15 protein-coding genes and 1 pseudogene are annotated in these 18,070 nt (G+C 71.5%); 6 read left to right on the forward strand and 10 right to left on the reverse strand.

Annotated features, from left to right (window positions below; translation table 11 throughout):
- Nucleotides 1–54 precede the first annotated feature (54 nt).
- The 3 genes from ACFRCG_RS46965 to ACFRCG_RS46975 form a co-directional block, all read right to left on the reverse strand.
- The gene (locus ACFRCG_RS46965; protein WP_380042812.1) at nt 55–489 is read right to left on the reverse strand and encodes an SRPBCC family protein; all 435 of its coding nucleotides are present in this window, start codon (nt 487–489) and stop codon (nt 55–57) included.
- 124 nt (nt 490–613) lie between these two features.
- Nucleotides 614–2,557 (reverse strand): exonuclease domain-containing protein, encoded by a 1,944-nt coding sequence (locus ACFRCG_RS46970; protein WP_380042813.1) that lies wholly within the window; start codon nt 2,555–2,557, stop codon nt 614–616.
- A 175-nt stretch (nt 2,558–2,732) separates the two neighbouring features.
- Nucleotides 2,733–3,845 carry an LLM class flavin-dependent oxidoreductase gene (locus ACFRCG_RS46975; RefSeq protein WP_380042814.1) on the reverse strand — a complete coding sequence of 371 codons (1,113 nt, stop codon included), beginning with the start codon at nt 3,843–3,845 and terminating at the stop codon, nt 2,733–2,735.
- Nucleotides 3,846–3,987: 142 nt separating this feature from the next.
- On the opposite strand from ACFRCG_RS46975, the gene ACFRCG_RS46980 reads away from it, so the two are divergent.
- Nucleotides 3,988–4,881: an IclR family transcriptional regulator gene (locus tag ACFRCG_RS46980; protein ID WP_380042815.1), complete on the forward strand. Its 894-nt coding sequence runs from the start codon at nt 3,988–3,990 to the stop codon at nt 4,879–4,881.
- Nucleotides 4,882–5,071: 190 nt separating this feature from the next.
- Complete coding sequence (locus ACFRCG_RS46985) at nt 5,072–6,397, forward strand: ammonium transporter (protein WP_380042816.1); 1,326 nt, start codon at nt 5,072–5,074, stop codon at nt 6,395–6,397.
- 11 nt (nt 6,398–6,408) lie between these two features.
- On the opposite strand, the gene ACFRCG_RS46990 is transcribed toward ACFRCG_RS46985, so the two are convergent.
- The 5 genes from ACFRCG_RS46990 to ACFRCG_RS47010 form a co-directional block, all read right to left on the reverse strand.
- Nucleotides 6,409–6,945, reverse strand: coding sequence for a flavoprotein (locus ACFRCG_RS46990; protein ID WP_380042817.1), 537 nt, complete (start codon nt 6,943–6,945; stop codon nt 6,409–6,411).
- Between the two features lie 80 nt (nt 6,946–7,025).
- Nucleotides 7,026–7,601 (reverse strand): HD family hydrolase, encoded by a 576-nt coding sequence (locus ACFRCG_RS46995; protein WP_380042818.1) that lies wholly within the window; start codon nt 7,599–7,601, stop codon nt 7,026–7,028.
- 42 nt (nt 7,602–7,643) lie between these two features.
- A complete protein-coding gene (locus ACFRCG_RS47000; protein ID WP_380042819.1) occupies nt 7,644–8,978 on the reverse strand; it encodes a transcriptional regulator in 1,335 nt (444 codons plus the stop codon).
- 986 nt (nt 8,979–9,964) lie between these two features.
- Entirely contained in the window at nt 9,965–11,071 is a 1,107-nt protein-coding gene (locus ACFRCG_RS47005; protein ID WP_380042825.1) for an acyl-CoA dehydrogenase, read from the reverse strand.
- Between the two features lie 119 nt (nt 11,072–11,190).
- A complete protein-coding gene (locus tag ACFRCG_RS47010; RefSeq protein WP_380042820.1) occupies nt 11,191–11,760 on the reverse strand; it encodes a TetR/AcrR family transcriptional regulator in 570 nt (189 codons plus the stop codon).
- A gap of 100 nt (nt 11,761–11,860) precedes the next feature.
- Here ACFRCG_RS47010 and ACFRCG_RS47015 point away from each other — a divergent pair.
- Together ACFRCG_RS47015 and ACFRCG_RS47020 are read left to right on the forward strand one after the other, a co-directional pair.
- Nucleotides 11,861–12,442 (forward strand): annotated as a pseudogene (locus ACFRCG_RS47015) (DUF2867 domain-containing protein); the annotation flags it as partial.
- A gap of 87 nt (nt 12,443–12,529) precedes the next feature.
- A complete protein-coding gene (locus tag ACFRCG_RS47020; protein ID WP_380042826.1) occupies nt 12,530–12,934 on the forward strand; it encodes a DUF2867 domain-containing protein in 405 nt (134 codons plus the stop codon).
- A 91-nt stretch (nt 12,935–13,025) separates the two neighbouring features.
- Here ACFRCG_RS47020 and ACFRCG_RS47025 read toward each other — a convergent pair whose 3' ends face one another.
- Both ACFRCG_RS47025 and ACFRCG_RS47030 read right to left on the reverse strand, forming a co-directional pair.
- Nucleotides 13,026–13,409, reverse strand: a complete 384-nt coding sequence (locus ACFRCG_RS47025; protein ID WP_380042821.1) for a hypothetical protein — start codon at nt 13,407–13,409, stop codon at nt 13,026–13,028.
- 81 nt (nt 13,410–13,490) lie between these two features.
- A complete protein-coding gene (locus ACFRCG_RS47030) occupies nt 13,491–16,004 on the reverse strand; it encodes a DEAD/DEAH box helicase (RefSeq protein ID WP_380042822.1) in 2,514 nt (837 codons plus the stop codon).
- A 166-nt stretch (nt 16,005–16,170) separates the two neighbouring features.
- Between ACFRCG_RS47030 and ACFRCG_RS47035 the strand changes: the two genes are divergently transcribed.
- Together ACFRCG_RS47035 and ACFRCG_RS47040 are read left to right on the forward strand one after the other, a co-directional pair.
- On the forward strand, nt 16,171–16,644 hold the full coding sequence (locus ACFRCG_RS47035; protein WP_380042823.1) for a hypothetical protein: 474 nt from the start codon (nt 16,171–16,173) through the stop codon (nt 16,642–16,644).
- Between the two features lie 171 nt (nt 16,645–16,815).
- The gene (locus ACFRCG_RS47040) at nt 16,816–18,045 is read left to right on the forward strand and encodes a styrene monooxygenase/indole monooxygenase family protein (RefSeq protein WP_380042824.1); all 1,230 of its coding nucleotides are present in this window, start codon (nt 16,816–16,818) and stop codon (nt 18,043–18,045) included.
- The last annotated feature ends 25 nt before the right edge of the window (nt 18,046–18,070 follow it).

Below are 18,070 nucleotides of genomic sequence, written 5' to 3' on the forward strand. Positions count from 1 at the left end.
ACCACGAGGTGGGGCCGGCGGCCTCTTCCGTCGCGCGTGAGCCGTTCCGGCTCGTCAGAGCGCGTCGGGCAGCTTCGCCAGGACGCCGTCGTAGATCCGCTTCAGCCCGGCCGGCGCGAAGGTCTTCTCGAAGAAGCCCCCGATGCCGCCGGCCCCGTTCCACACCGTGACGATTTCGACCCGGCTGCCCGCGCCGGCGGGCGAGACGGTCCACGTGGTGACCATCGACGAATTGGCGTCGGTCTCCACCAGCGTGAGGGGTGCCGGTTCGGTGACCGTCACCAGGCAGTCGCGCGAACGCTTGCTGGTGGCCTGCAGCCGCCAGTGCGCGACCGTACCGGCGCCCTTGCCGCCCTCGCGCACGTCGTACTCCGAGAAGTGCTCGGTGAGCAGCTTGGGTCGCACGTCCGCGTAATCCGCGACGGCCGCGAAAACCGCCTCCGGTTCCGCCGCCACAGTTGTGTGTGCGGTTGCCCTGACCTGCGCCATGACCACTCCTTGCCCTCGATTGCTGTCGGCCGGGTCAAGCAAACCACTCCGCCGCCCGGCGACCGAATCGCACTCCGGTTACCGGCCGGTCGGGTCGTCGTCATGTCGATGAGTCGGACCGGTTCTACGCGATGTCCACGCCGAAGGAGGCGGCCAGGCCCGCGAGGTCGAACTCGTAGCCCTGGCCCTCGGTGCGGAACTTCCAACCCGTGCCCCGACGGTAGAACGTGCCCAGCAGCAGCACCCGTTCCACCGTCGCGGCGTCGAGCACCGAACGGCGGAACGCGGTGCCCTGGAACGGCGCGACGTCCAGTTCGATCGGCCCGACCGCGTCGAACGTACTGGTCCCGTCGACGGCGGCGGCGATCACGACGCGACGTACGTCACGCGGCAGCACGTCCAGTTCGAGCGTGACCGTCTGCTCGGCCGGCCCCGACGTGTCGAGTACGACCAGGTCCAGCGGCGCGGCCGGCTGGTTCCAGAACACGAAGTCGGCGTCGCCGCGTACCCGTTCGTGCTCGTCGAGGAGGAAGGCCACGATGTCGATCTCCTCGTCGGGGCGATCCCAGGCCCACGAGGCGTTCAGCGTCCACCGGCCGGGGTCGGCGCCGCCGGGCAACTCGACAGTGCCCCCGCGCGGCAGATGGCCGGTGTCCGGCCGGCCGGGCGTCGCGGGCGCCGCCGGACTCGCGGCCACCGACGCGGACCACTCGGCCTCGGTCAGACACACCGCGCCGAACGCCTCGGCCCGGGCGATCCGGGGGTCGGCCGCCGCGCCGGGCAGCACCACCACGGTGTCCACGGTCGAGGTGAGGTTGATCCGAAGCCGGGCCCCGGAGTCCAGGACGAGCTGCCGGACCCGGCCGCCGTCCAGATGCTCGTCGCGACCCTGGAGGACCAGGACCTGACGCACGGCCGTACGGGCGCCGGCGCGGGGTGGTTCGGGCGCGCCGGCGGTGGCGGCCCGGGCCGGATCCGGCGCGGCGACAGCCTCGGCGGGGACGGCCACGGCTCGGGCCGGGCCGCGCGCGGCACCGGTGTCGGCCCGCTCCGGGACCACCACCCCCGCCGAGCCGCCCGCGTCCCCCACCGGCCCACCCTCCCCACGCGGCGCCGGCACCACCCCGACCCGCGCCGTCCCGGGCCGCACCCGGGCCACCAGCTCGACGAACGTCGCCTCGTCGATCACCGGCGTCCCCGACTGCGCCGCCCGGCGGTTCTTGCCGCTGCCGCTACGCGGGTCGTTCGTGACCAGGACCGACGTCCTGCCGCTGACCGAGCCGGTGACGTACAACCCGGCCTCGGCCGCACGCAGTTCCAACGCCTCGCGCGGCCGTTCGGTCTCGCCGGTGAACACCACGCGCATCCCCTGGACCAGTCCGACGCCGAGGTCGAGCCGACCCGGATTCACCCACGGACACGGCGCCTTGGCCGGCGTGCCACGTTCCGCGTCGCGACCGCGCGCGATCGCCGCGCGGCGCTGCCCCGGTTCGTCGCCGGGCGCGGTCAGCGGCAGCGGCAGGCCCACGCCGGCCGCCTCGTGCAGGCCGTACCGGAAGATCTCGGAGAGCACCCGCACGTCGTCCACCGCGTCGTGCGCCCGCAGTCGGCGAACCCGGTAGTACTCGGCAAGAGTGGCCAACCGGTAGTCGCCGACCGGCAGTTCCAGGTGTCGCGCGAGCGCCGTCGTGCACAGCCGACGCTCCATCGGCCACGCCGTGCCCAGCCGCCGATACTCCGACGTCAACATCCGCCAGTCGAACGGCGCGTTGTGCGCGACGAGGACCCGCCCGGCCAGATACTCGGCCAGATCCTCCGCGATGCGGTCGAACGTCGGTGCCCCGGACAGCCGTTCGGCGGTCAGCCCGTGAATGTGCACCGGTCCCGGATCACGCCCGGGATCCACCAGCGTCGACCAACGATCGGTGACGGTGCCGTGTCGATCCAGGACCTCCACGGCCACCGAAACGATGCGATCCGAACTCCGCAGCCCCGTGGTCTCCACGTCGACCACCGCGTAGTCGCTCGGGTAGTCGACGGGCCACGTCGCGAGTGATGTGACTGTCACTCACGGACCGTACAACGCGCGGACGCGGCGGGGGGACGAGAGCCGCAATCGTGACGCACGTCCCGCCCCCGAGCCGAGTCACGCTCAGCCGCGGCGGGCACCGGCGGCCGGCCGCTCGGTCTCGGGCTCGGCCCGCCGGCGCCGGAAACCATCGGCAACCGACCGAGTCCGCCCACTATGTGTTCGGTCGGTATTTCTCCAGTTCCGGGATGACCTCTTTGCCGAGGATCTCGAGGGTGCGCATGATCTCCCGGTGCTCCAGGAAGCCCCACTGGACGTAGCAGATCAACTCGTCCACGCCCAGGTCCGCGTAGCGCTTGAGCTTGCGTACGCAAGTGTCCACGTCGCCGATCACGATCATGTCGGCGGCGTCGAAGGTGTCCACCGGGACCTCGCCCTCGAACAGCGGCTTCAGGAGCGGGAAGGTGCGGTCCCGCTCCTCCGGGGTCAGGTGCGGCAGTTCCCATTCCAGGGTGAACATGGCCAGGTTCTTGTACCACCACGCGACCGAGTCCCAGACCCGGCGATCCACCCGCTTTCCGGCCGTGGTGTGCACGAGCGTGTACGCGGCGACCTTGTTCGTGGTCACGTCGGTCAGCGGTGTGGGGTCGGCCGCCGCGGCGCGGTAGGCGGCCACCTGGGCGGCCATCGTCTCCAGCGGCTGCATGATCGAGAAGGACAACATGCCCAGGCCGGACCGACCGGCGATCTCCGCCGAGCCCTGCGAGGTGGCGGCCATCCAGCACGGCGGGTGCGGGTCCTGGAACGGCTTGGGGGTGACCATCCGGCGCGGGAAGGTGAACCGCTCCGACGCGTACTCGAAGTACTCCTCGCGCCACATGCCGGTGACGATCTCGATCGCCTCCCGCCAGTCGTCGCGGGAGCGGGCGATGTCCACGCCGAACGCGGTCTGCTCCATCGGCGTGGAGCGCCCCGTCCCCCACTCCACCCGGCCGCCGGACAGGATGTCCACGGTGGCCACCTTCTCCGCGATCCGCTGCGGCGGGGTGAAGCCGAACGGGGTGAGGGTGACGCCGAAGCCCATCCGGATGCGCTCGGTGAGGCCGGCGAGGTGGCCGAGGAAGACCTCGGAGGCCGGCATGTGCGAGCGGCCCTCGCGGAAGTGGTGCTCGACCGCCCAGACGGTGTGGAACCCCATGCGGTCGGCCAGCCGGATCTGCTCCACCGCCTCGCGGTAGGCGCGCTGCTCGGCGCGCCGCTGGCCGTGCGGGTGTTCGCCGGGCCAGGGGCGCGGCACGTCCACTTCGTAGAGCACGTCGAGCTTCATGGGGCGACTCCCGGGGCCGGCTGCGGAGGCGGTATGTTTCGATATATCGAAAAGTGTTTCCGAATCCCGTATTTCGTGTTGCCGAGTGTGGCCCCGCGAGGTATCGGCCACAAGATGCCCGCCGGGTCGGAGAGTCGCCCTCATGGTTCGTCCCGCCCTCGCCGCCGCTCGCTCGGTGGAGATCCTGAACTTCTTCGCCGCCCACCCGGGCCAGGCGTACACGCTGTCCGAGCTGCACACCGCGCTCGGCATCAACCTGGCCTCCGCGCTCTCCGTGCTCCAGGCGCTGGAGGACGGCGGCTACCTGGTGCGCCATCCGCGCCGCAAGACGTACGAGCTGGGGCCGGCGCCGATCGCGCTGGGCGACGCGGCGCTGCGCGGCAACCGGGCGGTGGACCTGGCTCGGGCCAAACTGCGCGCGTTGGCAGGCGAGTTCGATACCGAGCTGGTGGCGAGTGTGGCGATCGGCGACGAGGTGGTGATCCTGGCCGTCGAGGGCCGGCCGCAACTGGCGTCCGCCGACGTCCGGGTGGGACAGCGACTGCGCATGGTGCCGCCGCTCGGGCAGGTCTTCCACGCCTGGTCCACGCCGGCGGAGGTGGACGCCTGGCTGGACCGGCTCGACGAGCGGGTACGCGGCACCGCCCGAATCCACCTGCCCGCCACGCTCGGCGCGGTCCGCGAGCGCGGCTACTCGATCACCCTGGACAGCCCGACCCGGACCCGGATCGGCGACACGCTGGAGCGTATGGCCGAACATCCCCGCGAGGCACCGCCGCTGCGCGACCGGCTGGCCGAACTGGTCGCGGCGCTCGGCGAGGAGGAGTACGAGCTGATCGCGGTCGACCCGGACACCACCTACGACATCTCGACCCTGGTCGCCCCGGTATTCGACGCCGCCGGGCGGGTCGCGGTGGCCCTCACGCTCAACGGCCTGAAGGCCGTGACGGGCCGCCGGGTGGGCGACTACGGCGAGCGGTTGGGGGCGGTGGCCCGGCTGGTCACCCGGCGCTCGGGCGGGCGGGCGCCGGAGTGAAGCCGGCTCGGCCATCGGTGTTTCACCGGCGTGTCGTGGCGCTCACCCCGTGCACGCCCGCTCACCATCGGGCAATGCCCGCGTAACACACGGCCGGTTACTTAACCCGCGTGTAACACCGGGGTATACGCCAGGAAACCCGCGCTGCGCACCCTGACCTGAAACCCCATCAGGCCCATGAGGGAGCCGCATGACCGTCGCCGTCGCCCCCGACGCCCTGAACGCCGGAGACACCGCGTGGTTGCTCGTGGCCACCGCGCTCGTGCTGCTGATGACCCCCGCCCTGGCGATCTTCTACGGCGGCATGGTGCGGGCCAAGAGCGTGCTGAACATGCTGATGATGAGCTTCGTGGCGATCGCGGTGGTGACCGTGGTGTGGATCGCCTTCGGCTACAGCCTGGCCTTCGGCGGCGACGTGGGCGGCGGTCTGCTCGGCGACCTCGGCAGCGTGTTCATGGCCGGCACCAAGCCCACCGACCTGCACGGCACGGTGCCCGAACTGCTGTTCATGGCCTTCCAGCTGACCTTCGCGATCCTGACGGTGGCGCTGATCTCCGGGGCGATCGCGGACCGGACGCGGTTCAAGGCGTGGGTGCTCTTCTGCGCCGTGTGGGTGGCCTGCGTGTACGTTCCGCTCGCGCACTGGGTCTGGGGCCCCGACGGCTGGATCGCGCACCGTCTCGGCGCGCTCGACTTCGCGGGCGGCCTGGTGGTGGAGATCAACTGCGGCGCGGCGGGCATGGCGGTGGCGCTGGTGCTCGGCCCGCGGATCGGCTTCAAGCGGGATCCGATGCGGCCGCACAACCTGCCGCTGGTGGTGCTGGGCGCGGGGTTGCTGTGGTTCGGGTGGTTCGGCTTCAACGGCGGCTCCGCGCTCGGCGCCAACGGGCTCGCCGCGCAGGCGCTGGTGAACACGCAGGCGGCCGGATGTACCGCGCTGATCGGCTGGCTCGCGGTGGAAAAGCGCCGGGACGGACACGCCACCACCCTCGGCGCGGCCTCCGGCGCGGTCGCGGGCCTGGTCGCGATCACCCCGGCGTGCGGTGTGGTGGACCTGCCGGGCGCGATGGTGATCGGCCTCGTGGCGGGCGTCCTGTGCAGCTTCGCGGTCGGCTGGAAGCACCGCTTCGGCTACGACGACTCGCTGGACGTGGTCGGCGTGCACTACGTCGGCGGCGTGGTCGGGACGCTGCTGATCGGCCTGTTCGCGGCGAAGGACGTCACGGGCGGACCGGCGGGCCTGCTGCACGGCGGCGGCGCGGAGCTGCTCGGCAAGCAGCTGGTCGCGATCGTGGTGGTCTCCGCGTTCTCCTTCGGCGTGACGTACACGATCGCCAAGGTGATCGACCGCACCATCGGCTTCCGCGCCCACGCCGACCACGAACAACGCGGCCTGGACCTGGCGGTACACGCCGAATCCGCCTACGACCTCACCGCCTTCGCCGGCACCAAGCGCACCCCCGGCCCCACCTGGCACCCAAGCCCGAAGCGGGCGGAGGAGATGGACCTGGACTGAGCCCGCCCCGATCAGCGCTCGGCGAGGGCGTCGAGGACGAGGTGCCAGGGGTAGGCGGGGATGCGGGTGCCGCCGGTGCCCGGTGGATGTGGGACGAAGTGCGGCTCGCCGTAAAGGACTTGCACGCCGCAGGAGCGCAGCGTGGCCACGGCCCGGTCGACGGCGGGGTGGGCGGCCTGCGCGGCGTTCCAGAACGGCAGCGCGACGATGGGCAGGCGGAGGCCGATGGCTTCGGTGAGGACGCCGAGCGCGTAGGTGTCGGCGTGCCCGTCGGCCCATTTCGCGAGGGTGTTCATGGTCATGGGCGCCACGGCCACGGCATCGGCCTTCGGCCACCGCCCGGCCTCGTCGGCACGCCGGTAGCGGTGCCGAACGGCCCGCCCCGAAGCGTCCTCGACGGCAGCCGTATCAACGAACCCACCACTCTCGGCCGCCGGCGTCGCGATGACGCACACATCCCACCCCCGCTCGACCGCGTCCCGAACCAGGGCCACGACACCCGGCGCAGGCCCCGCCGCACAGACGACGAGATACAACACACGATTCACCGAAGGACCCCCGATCGCACGGCCGGGCAACGCGGTTCCGAACCTATGCGCCGGGCAGTCGCGAGGTGGGGCGCTCGCTGCTACGACTCGCCCATGGCATCGCGGAGCCAGTCGAGCGAGCCGGTCTCCAGGAGTTCGGCCGCGATGCGCCTGGCGGACTCGGTCCGAATCCGCTTCTGCGAGTTCACGATCCAGCGCTCCACGTTGGCGTACCCCTGGTCCCGGTACTCGATGGCCTGCACCAGGCACTCCAACTTGTCCGCGTCACCCGCGCAGATCGCCTCGGGCGTCTCACGCGCCTCGTACTCGCCGACGATCGACCGCATCAGCGCCCCCAGACCGGCGGGCATGCCCTTGGACTGGTCCGCGACGATGGCCACCGCGTCACCCTTGCCGACGTACTTCTGACTGATGTGCGCGAGATCCCCGGTACGGCTCTCCCCGGTGTCGTGCCACAGACTCAACAACGCGGCCCGCGCCGGATCGGCACCCTCCGACTCGGCGATGACCGAGGCCAAAAGCGCAGCCCGCCACGAATGCTCGGCCACACTCTCCGGATCCTTGACCCCGGCGATCCACCACCCGGTGCGCTTGTGGTTCTTCAGCGCCCCCACCTCGAAGAGGAAGTTCGCCACCGCACGATCGTCGCCGGCCACACCATGCTCCTTGCCTGTAGTCCTCGAAGCGTGTCGTGCGGGCTACGGAACGACTTCTGCGAACCGGTCACGGAACTCGCGCACCGCCGGAGCCGATCCATGCCGAGCGAGCCGAGCGGCCAATAGGGACAGCCGGGCGTGGCTGCGCGCCGAGTCGATGCCGGCCGCGATGTCGAGTACCCGCATCGCGATTCCGGCCGCTTCGTCGACTTCGCGCGCCTGGAGGTACGCCTCGGCCAACCACGACAGGTAGAGGGACACTTCCCTCGTGTGTCTCGCGTCGTACCGGTCGACGGCGCCGCGCAGCAGCGGCTCGGCACGCAACGGTCTGCGGAGTTCGGTGTAGCAGCGACCGGCCATGACGTCCATCTCGTCGCGGTTCAGCCAGTACACCCACTCGGGCTCCTCGTCGCCCGGTCGACCGCGCTCGAACGCGTCGTCGGCGGCGCCGAGTGCCCGGTCGCACTCGCGGGGTTGGTCGGCTCGGGCGTGGGCCCATGCCACGCGTTCGAGCAGGAGTGCGCGCACGTCGGCGGTCGCCTCCCTCCGGCCTCCCGCCTCCGCCGACCGGGCGACCAGGACGGCCTCGGCTTCCCGGCCGGTGTTGGCCATTTGGTACGAGAGCGTGGACAGAAGGTTCGCCGCGAGGGGCCGGTCGCCCGCGCCGTGCGCGAGCCGCACGCCGGCGAGGTAGTCGCGCTCGGCTTGTGCATGCCTCCCGAGATCGGACGCCACCCACCCCGCGAGCTGGGCGAGTTCGGCGCCCACCGTCAACAGGGCCCGGCCGGTCCCGTCGGTGTAGGCACCTTCGCGGAGCACGCGAAGGGTGCCGGCGAGCTCGGTGACGATGGCGGGGTAGAGGTCGGTGCCGCCGACGACGTCGTCCATGCGTCGAAGGCGGTCGCAACGGAGGCGGATGGTGTCGGCGAGCGCGGCTCCGACACGCCTCCCGGAGCGCATCTCGTATACCTGGGGCGTGTCCGCGAGCAGCCATTCATGCGCCACCCGCGCGGCGAGCCCCTCGGCGTGATCGGCGGTGAGGGCGTGGGCGACGGCCTCCACGTCGGCCCGAGTCCATTCTTCGGTGCACCAGGGTTCGGCCGAACCCGGCGTCGTCGATCCGACTTGGCCACGGCGCCCGCGCAACGGGGCCGCAGCGACTTCGAGTTCGTCCCGGCTGATCCCGAGGACGATCGAGATCCAGGGCAACCATCGGGTGGGCAGGCGGGTGCCGCGCTCCCAACGCGAGACCTCGTGCCTGGTGACCGTGGCGTCGCCGGACGCCTCGCACAGCAGATCGGCGAGGCGTTGTTGGGTCTTGCCCTGTTGCCGTCGCACGCGCGCGATCAGCGCGCCGACGGGCTCGTGCTCATACATGGTCGCCCCCGACATAGTGCACATGTCGTACTGCCGGCCCCCAGTGTGGCCCACCCAAGGGCCCACGTGGAGGCTCCTTGCGGAACCTGTTCAACGGAGTTCCCTGGTGACATGCAACTTGCGGCGACCTCAGGAGTGGAGACGGTGGCGATGCAATCCCCCGACCGGGTGAAGGTGGGACCATCCGGGGACGAGGCTCGTCCGATTCGGATCCTCACCCCGGGCCGTGCACCCATGGATGTAACGCGTGACGAGTTGGCCATGTTGTTGACCGAAGGTCGCGGGTATCTGGTGCGCACACTCCCCAGGCCACCGATGGGTCGGATTTCGAACTCGGGCGGCTGAACCATGCCCGATTGCGCCGTCCGCCCCGCCCCTTTCCGGCGGGCGGCGTCGGTCCCGCCCGCCTGGGCCGGGCCACCGAATCGCCGCCGCGAGGAGGGCCATGTTCCCGTCACCCCATGACCCCCCGGCCGCCCTCGTGCGCCTCGCCGCCGCCGCTGCCGAGCGTGAGTGGCTTCACGGGCGGCTGCCGGATCCCGCGACGGCGTCTCGCCGTTGGCGGGATGCGCACCGCCGGCAATGTCGTGTCGCCGGGGCGGCGCTTCGGGGCGCGGTCGGTGATGCGCACCGGGGCGGAGTGTCCGTCGAAGTCATCGCCTACGTGGTCGGGTTCTCGCCCGGCTATGTGCGGATGATCCTGCACCGTGCGCGTACCGCCGCCGATTTGGTTCCGTTTCGTGTTCCGGGAGAACTCGTGTCCACCCCTCCCCCTGGTCCGTCGGCGAGCACCTGTGGCGCAAGCTCGACGGCGGGCGGCACCACCACCTCGGCACCATCACCCGCGTATGGCACGACGGCGATCGGTGGATGGTCGAATACGACTACGGCGCCCTCGCCGACAAGACCACCACCGCGCCCGCCGCCGAGATGTACCGGGCCGGGCCCATGACCCGGCCCGTCTGACCGATGCCGGGTTGTCCGGGTCAAGTGAGGGGGAGGCGGCCGTCGGTCAGGTACGCCGCCAGGGGGCCGGTCGTCCGGGCGCGGGTCGGTGGGTGCAGGGCCAGTCCGGTGGCGCAGGTGGTCAGGTGGGCGACTTCTGCGGAGGCGGCGGAGTCGAGGTTGCCGAGGAGTTCGACCGCACGCGGGACCACCCGGGAGAGGGTGTCCTGCACGCAGTACCGGACGTACAGCGAGTGGGCCGGCGTCGACGCGTCCGCGTCGCCGTCGTCGATCCGGCGGGCGATGCCCTCGGCGGCCGACATCGCGCCCTCGACCTCCGCCACCAGTCGGACCCGCTCGGACTCGGGCACCCGGCCGTCGAGCAGCACCCGCTCGACCAGCGCGTCGGCGGCCCCGAGGCAACTGCCCGTGATCAGGACCTGGAACCAGGCGAAGGCCGCGCCCAGCCGTGCGTCGAGTTGCCCGCCGAGGTCCGAGGCCCGCACCACCAACTCGGGCGGCACGAGGGCGTCGTCGAGGGTGACTTGCTCCCTCGTCGCGTCCGTTCCGCCGACGTTCACACCCTCGGTCTCCGCCGGCACCAGCGCCACCGCGAGCTCGTCGCCCGACCCGTCCGAGCGGGCGATCGTGGCACCGACGACGAGCAGGTCCATCGACCGGGCAAGGGCGCCCGCGCGCGTGGCCCCGCTGATCCGCACCCCGTCGGGCCCCTCCGTGGCCGTCGTCGAGGCGGAGAGGATTCCGGCGTCGGGGCGCTCCTCGGCGAGGTCGGTCGCCGCGAGGCGGTTGCCGGCGGCCACCCCCTCGACCAGCATCCACTCCAGGCCCTGGTCGGTGACCAGACCTGCCATGAGGGCCATCGCGAAGTGGTGCGAGGTCGTGGCCACGGCCAACGAGGGCGACCTGCTGCCCAGTGCCCGCTGCACCCGTAGGGCGTCCAGAGCGGTGGCCCCCAGACCCTGGCTGACGGACGGCACCACCAGCCCGGGACCGCCGCTGTCGCGGAACAGTTCGATGCCGGGCGCGTCCGGGCCCTCCATTTCCATGAGGGGCACCGCCCGCAGGCTCTCGTCCAGCCCCGGCAACAGCTTCGCCGTCGTGGCACGTTCCCGCTCCAGGAATCGCATGTCGTCCCCCGTTTCCCCGGGGCCGGCCGACCCCATGACGACAAGCTATCCAGGCGACGACGGCCACAACGGCCGAACGCGGGGGATGCCGTGGCTCGTTCCGCGTGGGCGGGGCCGCGTCAGGGCTTCGGCCGGGGGCGGGCGAGGAGGATGTCGGCGGCGTGGGCTCGGACTTCGGCCTTGGTGCGGGGGCCGTGGTCCAAGTCCAGGAAGTGGGCGCCGATCGCCATCGCGAAGGCCATCAGGCTGCGGGCCTCGACCTCGTCCGGGTCGGGGCAGAACGTGCCGATCATCTCGCGCAGCAGCGCCATGCGCCGGGCGTCCACCCGTCGCAGCCGCTCCGCGACCGCCTCGTCGCGACGGGCCCAGTCGCGGATGGCCAGGTCCAGGGGCAGCAGGCGGTCGCTGGAGAAGGTGAGCGCGCCCGCGCGCTGGATCTTGGTCCTCGGGTCTCCGCCCTCGCGTTCGACCCGGTCGATCACCTCGTCGGTGCTCTCCCGCTCCCACGTCTCCAACATCGCCTCCAGCAGGGCGCCGCGGTCGGCGAAGTAGCCGTAGAACCCGCCCTTGGTGACGCCGAGCCGCTTGGCCAGCGCTTCTACGCGGACCGCGTCCGGACCGCCGGCGGCCAGGGCGCGCAGGCCCTCCTCGACCCACCGATCCCGCGGCGTGCGCGGCGTTCCCACCATGTGCCCCACTTCACTTTCGATGCCGATGTACGGAGCCGTATAAACGGCTAACCTCATTCTATACGCACCCGTATATCGCGCATTCGAGGCGGTTCTGCCCGTGAAGCTCCCCCACACCGCGTACACCGATCAGCCGTGGCGCATCCACGAACTCACCCGCGACTTCCGAGTGGAGGACGTGTGGTCGTTCCGCACACCCGGCGCCGGACCGGACGACTTCCCGGCCATGCTCGCCGCGCTGCGGGCGGCCGGCGGGCCCGCGAAGCAGAGCGCGCCGGCCCGGTTCCTGTTCGCCGCGCGCTGGAAGATCGGCGCCCTGCTCGGCTGGGACGAGCCGAAGGCCGGTGTCGGGGCACGGGTTCCGTCGCTGCGCGATCGCCTGCCCGCCGACATGGGCGACAACCCGGGCTTCGAGTCCGAGACGATACCGCTCACCCCCGTGTACGAGCTGGACACCGAGTGCGCCCGCGAGTTGGTGAACAAGACCGTCCACACGATCATGCACCTCGGATGGGTGCCGACCGCGGGCGGCGACCACGAGTTGCGCATGGCGGTCCTGGTGAAGCCCAACGGCACCTTCGGCCGGCTGTACATGGCCGCCATCGCGCCGTTCCGATATCTCGTCGTCTACCCGGCGCTGACCCGGCAATGGGAACGCGCCTGGCGGGAGTACGGCCGCCCGCACCCCGAAGGCGGCACCCCGGCGGCCACCGTCGACAGTGTCGTGGGCCGGAAGGACATGCCCCCGTCGTTCCACGCCCTCACCTCGATGCCGGACTTCGACTACGTCGACGTGTTCACCCTCGCCACCGACGCGGCCAGCGACGCCACACCCGAGCAGTGGGCCCGGGCGATGTTCGGCGACGTCCCCAACACCGGGGAACGCCTGATCTGGCGCGGCCTGCTCGGCCTGCGCCTCACCCGCGGCCGCTCGCCGGAAACGGTGGCCGGCTGGCGCGTCGCCGAACGCGGCGAGGACTGGATCCGGTTGGAGACGGCGTCCCCACACCTCACCGCCAACCTCGTCGTCCGCACGAGCGAGGGGCGGATCTCACTCGGGACCTTCCTGCGCTACGACCGCACCCTCGGCCGGCTGATCTGGCCCCCGCTGTCCGCCGTACACCGCCGCCTGGTCCCCGGCCTGCTCCGCGACGCCGCGGCCAGGGTCCACTGAGCCGGGCGATCCACGCTGCGAGCACGCGTCCGCCACCGCCGGGGCCGTGACGTGACCATCGAGCTCCCGGCGGCGGACGGCGTCCGAGCCGTCAGCGGGACCGGCGGCTCAGTGCGGCGGTTGTCGCCAGGGCGGCCACGGCCACCGCCACCGGCAACGCCGCCCGGCGGGCGTCGCAGCGCCGGTTGTGGACGTCGAACAGGCCGCCGCTGGACTGGAACGAGAACGCCGACCACACCGACTGCGCCGAGAACGCCGAGGCCACCCCCAGAAACGAGCCGATCGACACGCACGACAGGGTCGAGCCGACCGACCCGAAGGACAGCGCCGAACCGACCGAGCCGATCGACAACACCGAGCCCACCGAGCCGATCGAGAGCACCGAACCCTCCGACCCGATCGACAACACCGAATTGTGCGAGTTCCGGGACAGGATCGAGCCGTGTGCGTCGACGGCGAGCCGCTTCTTGGTCATCGCCCCAGTCTGCCCGAACTCACATACGATCCACCGCAATCACCCGCGCCCCGCGCGTCCCGTCCCGGCCGCCGCCGACCCTCACATCCGGTCCACCGCGACCACCCGCACCACCGCCCGCCCGGTCTCGTCCGACTCGGTCAGGTCCACCTCGGCGGTGATGCCCCAGTCGTGGTCCTGCGCCGGGTCGTCGAACACCTGGCGGACCCGCCACGCCGAGTCCTCCTTGGTGATCTGCAGCAGCTTGGGCCCGCGCGCGTCGGGACCGGTGCCGATCGAGTCGTGCTCGTCCCAGTAGTCCGCCAGCGCGTCCTGCCAACGCTCCGCGTCCCACGCCGTGTCGCCCTCCTGCTCGGACAACTCGCCGAGCTGGAAGTAGCGCCGCAGCGCGGCGAGTTCCACCCGCCGAAAGAGCGCGTTGCGCACCAGCACCCGAAACGCGCGCTCGTTGGCGGTGACGGGCGTGGTCCGCCCCTCGATGTCGTCCAGTTCCTCCTGCGTGGCGTCGGGGTTGGCCAGCTTCTCCCACTCGTCGAGCAGGCTGGAGTCGACCTGGCGGACGAGTTCGCCCAGCCACGCGATCATGTCGTGCAGGTCCTCGTTCTTGGCGTCGTCCGGCACGGTCTGGTTCAGCGCCTTGTACGCGCTCGCCAGATAGCGCAACACGATGCCCTCGGTGCGCGCGAGTTCGTACCAGCCGACGTAGTCGCCGAACGTCATCGCCCGCTCGAACATGTCGCGCACGATCGACTTCGGCGACAGCGGGTGGTCGCCCACCCACGGGTGGCTGCGCATGTAGATCGCGTAGGCGTGTTCGAGCAGTTCCTCCAGCGGACGCGGGTACTGGATGTCGGCCAGCCGCTCCATCCGCTCCTCGTACTCGATGCCGTCGGCCTTCATCTGCCCGACCGCCTCGCCCTTGGCCTTGTTCAACTGCGCGGCCAGGATCTGCCGCGGGTCGTCCAGGGTCGCCTCGACCACCGAGAGCACGTCGAGCGCGTAGGTCGGCGCCTCCGGGTCGAGCAGGTCGAACGCGGCCAGCGCGAAGGTGGACAGCGGCTGGTTGAGCGCGAAGTCGGCCTGGAGGTCCACGGTGAGCCGCACCATGCGGCCCTCCTCGTCCGGGGCGTCGAGCTTTTCCACCACGCCGCCGTCGAGCAGCGAACGGTAGATCGCGATCGCCTGCCGGATGTGCCGCAACTGCTGCGCGCGCGGCTCGTCGTTGTCGACCAGCAGGTGCCGCATCGCCTCGAACGCGTTGCCCGGCCGGTTGATCACCGCGAGCAGCATCGCGTGGGTGACCCGGAAGCGGGACGCCAGCGGCTCCGGCTCGGCCTCCTGGAGCCTGGTGTAGGTCTCCTCGTTCCAGCCGACGAAACCCTCCGGGGCCTTCTTGCGCACCACCTTGCGGCGCTTCTTCGGGTCGTCGCCGGCCTTGGCCAGCGCCTTGAGGTTCTCGATCTCGTACTCCGGGGCCTGCGCCACCACGTTGCCCACCGTGTCGTACCCGGCCCGCCCGGCGCGCCCGGCGATCTGGTGGAACTCGCGCGCCCGCAGCCGGCGCACCCGCTGGCCGTCGTACTTCGACAGCGCGGTGAACAACACCGTGCGGATCGGCACGTTGACCCCGACGCCGAGGGTGTCGGTGCCACAGATCACCTTGAGCAGCCCGGCCTGGGCGAGGCGCTCCACCAACCGGCGGTACTTGGGCAACATGCCCGCGTGGTGCACGCCGATCCCGTGCCGCACCCAGCGCGAGAGCTGGCGGCCGAACTTGGTGGTGAACCGGAAGCGGCCGATCACCGACGCGATCTGGTCCTTCTCGGCGCGCGTGCACATGTTGATGCTCATCAACGACTGGGCCCGCTCGACCGCCGACGCCTGGGTGAAGTGCACGATGTACACCGGCGCCTCACGCGTGGTCAGCAACTCCTCGATGGTCTCGTGCAGCGGGGTGACCCGGTAGGAGAAGTAGAGCGGCACCGGGCGGGTGGCCGACTTGACGATCGTGGTGGACCGGCCGGTACGCCGCTTCAGGTCGGCCTGGAAGTGGTCCATGTCGCCGAGGGTCGCCGACATCAGCAGGAACTGCGCCCTCGGCAGCTCGATCAGCGGGATCTGCCAGGCCCAGCCCCGGTCCGGGTCGCCGTAGAAGTGGAACTCGTCCATCACCACCAGGCCCACGTCCGCGTCCGCGCCGTCGCGCAGCGCGATGTTGGCCAGCACCTCGGCGGTACAGCAGATGATCGGCGCGCCGGCGTTGACCGAGGCGTCGCCGGTCATCATGCCGACGTTCTCGGTGCCGAACTGGGCCACCAGGTCGAAGAACTTCTCCGACACCAGCGCCTTGATCGGCGCGGTGTAGAAGCTGCGCTCCTTGCGGGCCAGCGCGGCGAAGTGCGCGCCGGCGGCGACCAGGCTCTTGCCGGAGCCGGTCGGCGTGTTCAGGATGACGTTGTTGCCCGAGACCAGCTCGATCAGCGCCTCTTCCTGCGCGGGGTACAGGGTGAGGCCGCGCTCTTCCGCGTACGCGGCGAAGGCTTCGTACAGGGCGTCGGGGTCGGCCTCGGCGGGGAGCAGATCGATGAGAGTCACCCGTCTATCCTGCCTGCTCGCCGACCCCGCCCCGGACGCAACCCGGATACGACCTCCCCCGCGCGTCGGCGGCGACGCTCCGCGCGCCGGTCGCGGGGGCTTCCGGTGACGCGTGTCACATGTCTAGGGTCGCGTGATCATCCGCCGCCTGGGACGGGGAGTGCTCGTGGGGTCGGCACGACGCGTGGGACGGGTGGGTCCGGTGCTGCTCACGGGCCTGGTGCTGGTCACCGGTGCGATCCTGGCGGGCAGCCTGCTCGGGTACGCGGCCCGCTCCGCATCGCCGGCGTCCCGACGCGCGCCGACCGTGGTCGCGGTATCGGACCAGGCGCGGACCGGGGCGGGCGGGATCGGCTGGGCGGTCCGCTACGGCGACCTCGGCCACGACCGCGCGCAGCGCGCCTACCGGCTGGTCATCTCCGCCGATCCGCTCTCGCTGGACACGGTGCTCGCCGGCGGCGTCGACCCGGACGTGTGGGACAGCGGGGTCGTGCACTCCGCGCAGCACTCCCGGGTGCGGCCGTCGGGGTTCCGCTACGAGTCGGGCACCACGTACTACTGGAGCGTGCGGATCCGGGACGACCGGGACCGCGATTCCGGCTGGAGCGCCCCCGAACGGTGGACGGCGCCGCACCCCTGACGTCGACGCCCGAAGCCCGCCGACCCCCCGGTATCCCGACCCACCCCCGATCCCCGACCCGCGCGGCCCCATCTCCGGTCGGCGGCCCGCGAGTTCCCGTCGGTGCCCCCGTGAACACGCAGCGCGAGCCATACGATGCATGCGACTTGATCAGGGGAAGGGACTTCAGCCATGCGCAGGATCCTCATCGTCGGTGCCGGCCAATCCGGGCTCCAGCTCGGCCTGGGATTGCTCGCCCACGGCTACGACGTGACCGTGATGACCGAGCGCACGCCCGACGAGATACGCGCGGGCCGGGTGACCTCGACGCAGATCATGATGCCGTCGACGATCGCCCTGGAACGGCCGCACGGGCTGGACCTGTGGGCCGACCGGGTCCCGCCGATCGACCGGGCGGGCTTCACCATCCCCGGCCCGGACGGCACGCCCGTGGTGGACTGGCTGGGCGACCTCGGCGGCGCGCAGTCGGTGGACCAGCGGATGAAGATGCCCGCCTGGATGGAGCTGTTCGTGGCCCGGGGCGGCAACCTGGTGGTGCACCCGGTCGCGGTGTCCGACATCGACTGGTTCACCCGCGCCTACGACCTCGTGGTGGTGGCCGCCGGCAAGGGCGAGTTGGTGTCGATGTTCGACCGGGACCACGAGAAGTCCGAATTCACCACCCCGCAGCGGCAGTTGGCCGTCGCCTACTTCCACGGCGCGACGCCCAGGCCGGCGGTGGGACACGACGCGCTGCACGTCAACGCCATCCCCGAGACGGGCGAGATCATCATGTTCCCGGGCCTGACCCTGTCCGGGCCGTGCGACATCATCCTGCTCGAGGCGATCCCCGGCGGACCGCTGGACGTGTTCGGCGGTGTGCGCGACCCGCAGGCCTACTGGACGCTGATGCGCGATGTGGTCCGACAGTTCGCGCCGTGGGACCACGACCGGATCAGCCGGGCCGAACTCACCGACCCGATGTGCGTGCTCAGCGGCGGCTTCTCCCCCGTCGTGCGCAAGCCGGTCGCCCACCTCCCCTCCGGCGGAGTCGCCCTGGGCATCGGCGACGTGCTGGTCACCAACGACCCGCTCAGCGGCCAGGGCGCCAACAACGCCGCGCGGGCCGCCGACCTGTACCTGAACGCGATCGTGGCGCACGGGGACCGGCCGTTCGACGCGGGCTGGATGGAGTCGCTCTTCGCCACGTTCTGGGAGCGCGCCCGGCACGGGGTGAAGTTCTCCACCGCCCTGCTCGGCGCCCCGCCGGAGCACGTGCGGATGCTGATGGGCGCGGGCAACGACTGTCCGGCCGTCTGCGACGCGATCATGAGCGCGTTCGACAACCCGGCGGAGTTCGAGGAGTTCATGTACGAGCCGGAGAAGACGAAGGCGTTCCTGCACGGCGTCGGCGCACTGTAGGGCGATCGGCTCCCCGTCGTGGGGT

The sequence above is a fragment of the Embleya sp. NPDC056575 genome (assembly GCF_042793325.1).
Classification (GTDB): Bacteria; Actinomycetota; Actinomycetes; order Streptomycetales; family Streptomycetaceae; genus Embleya.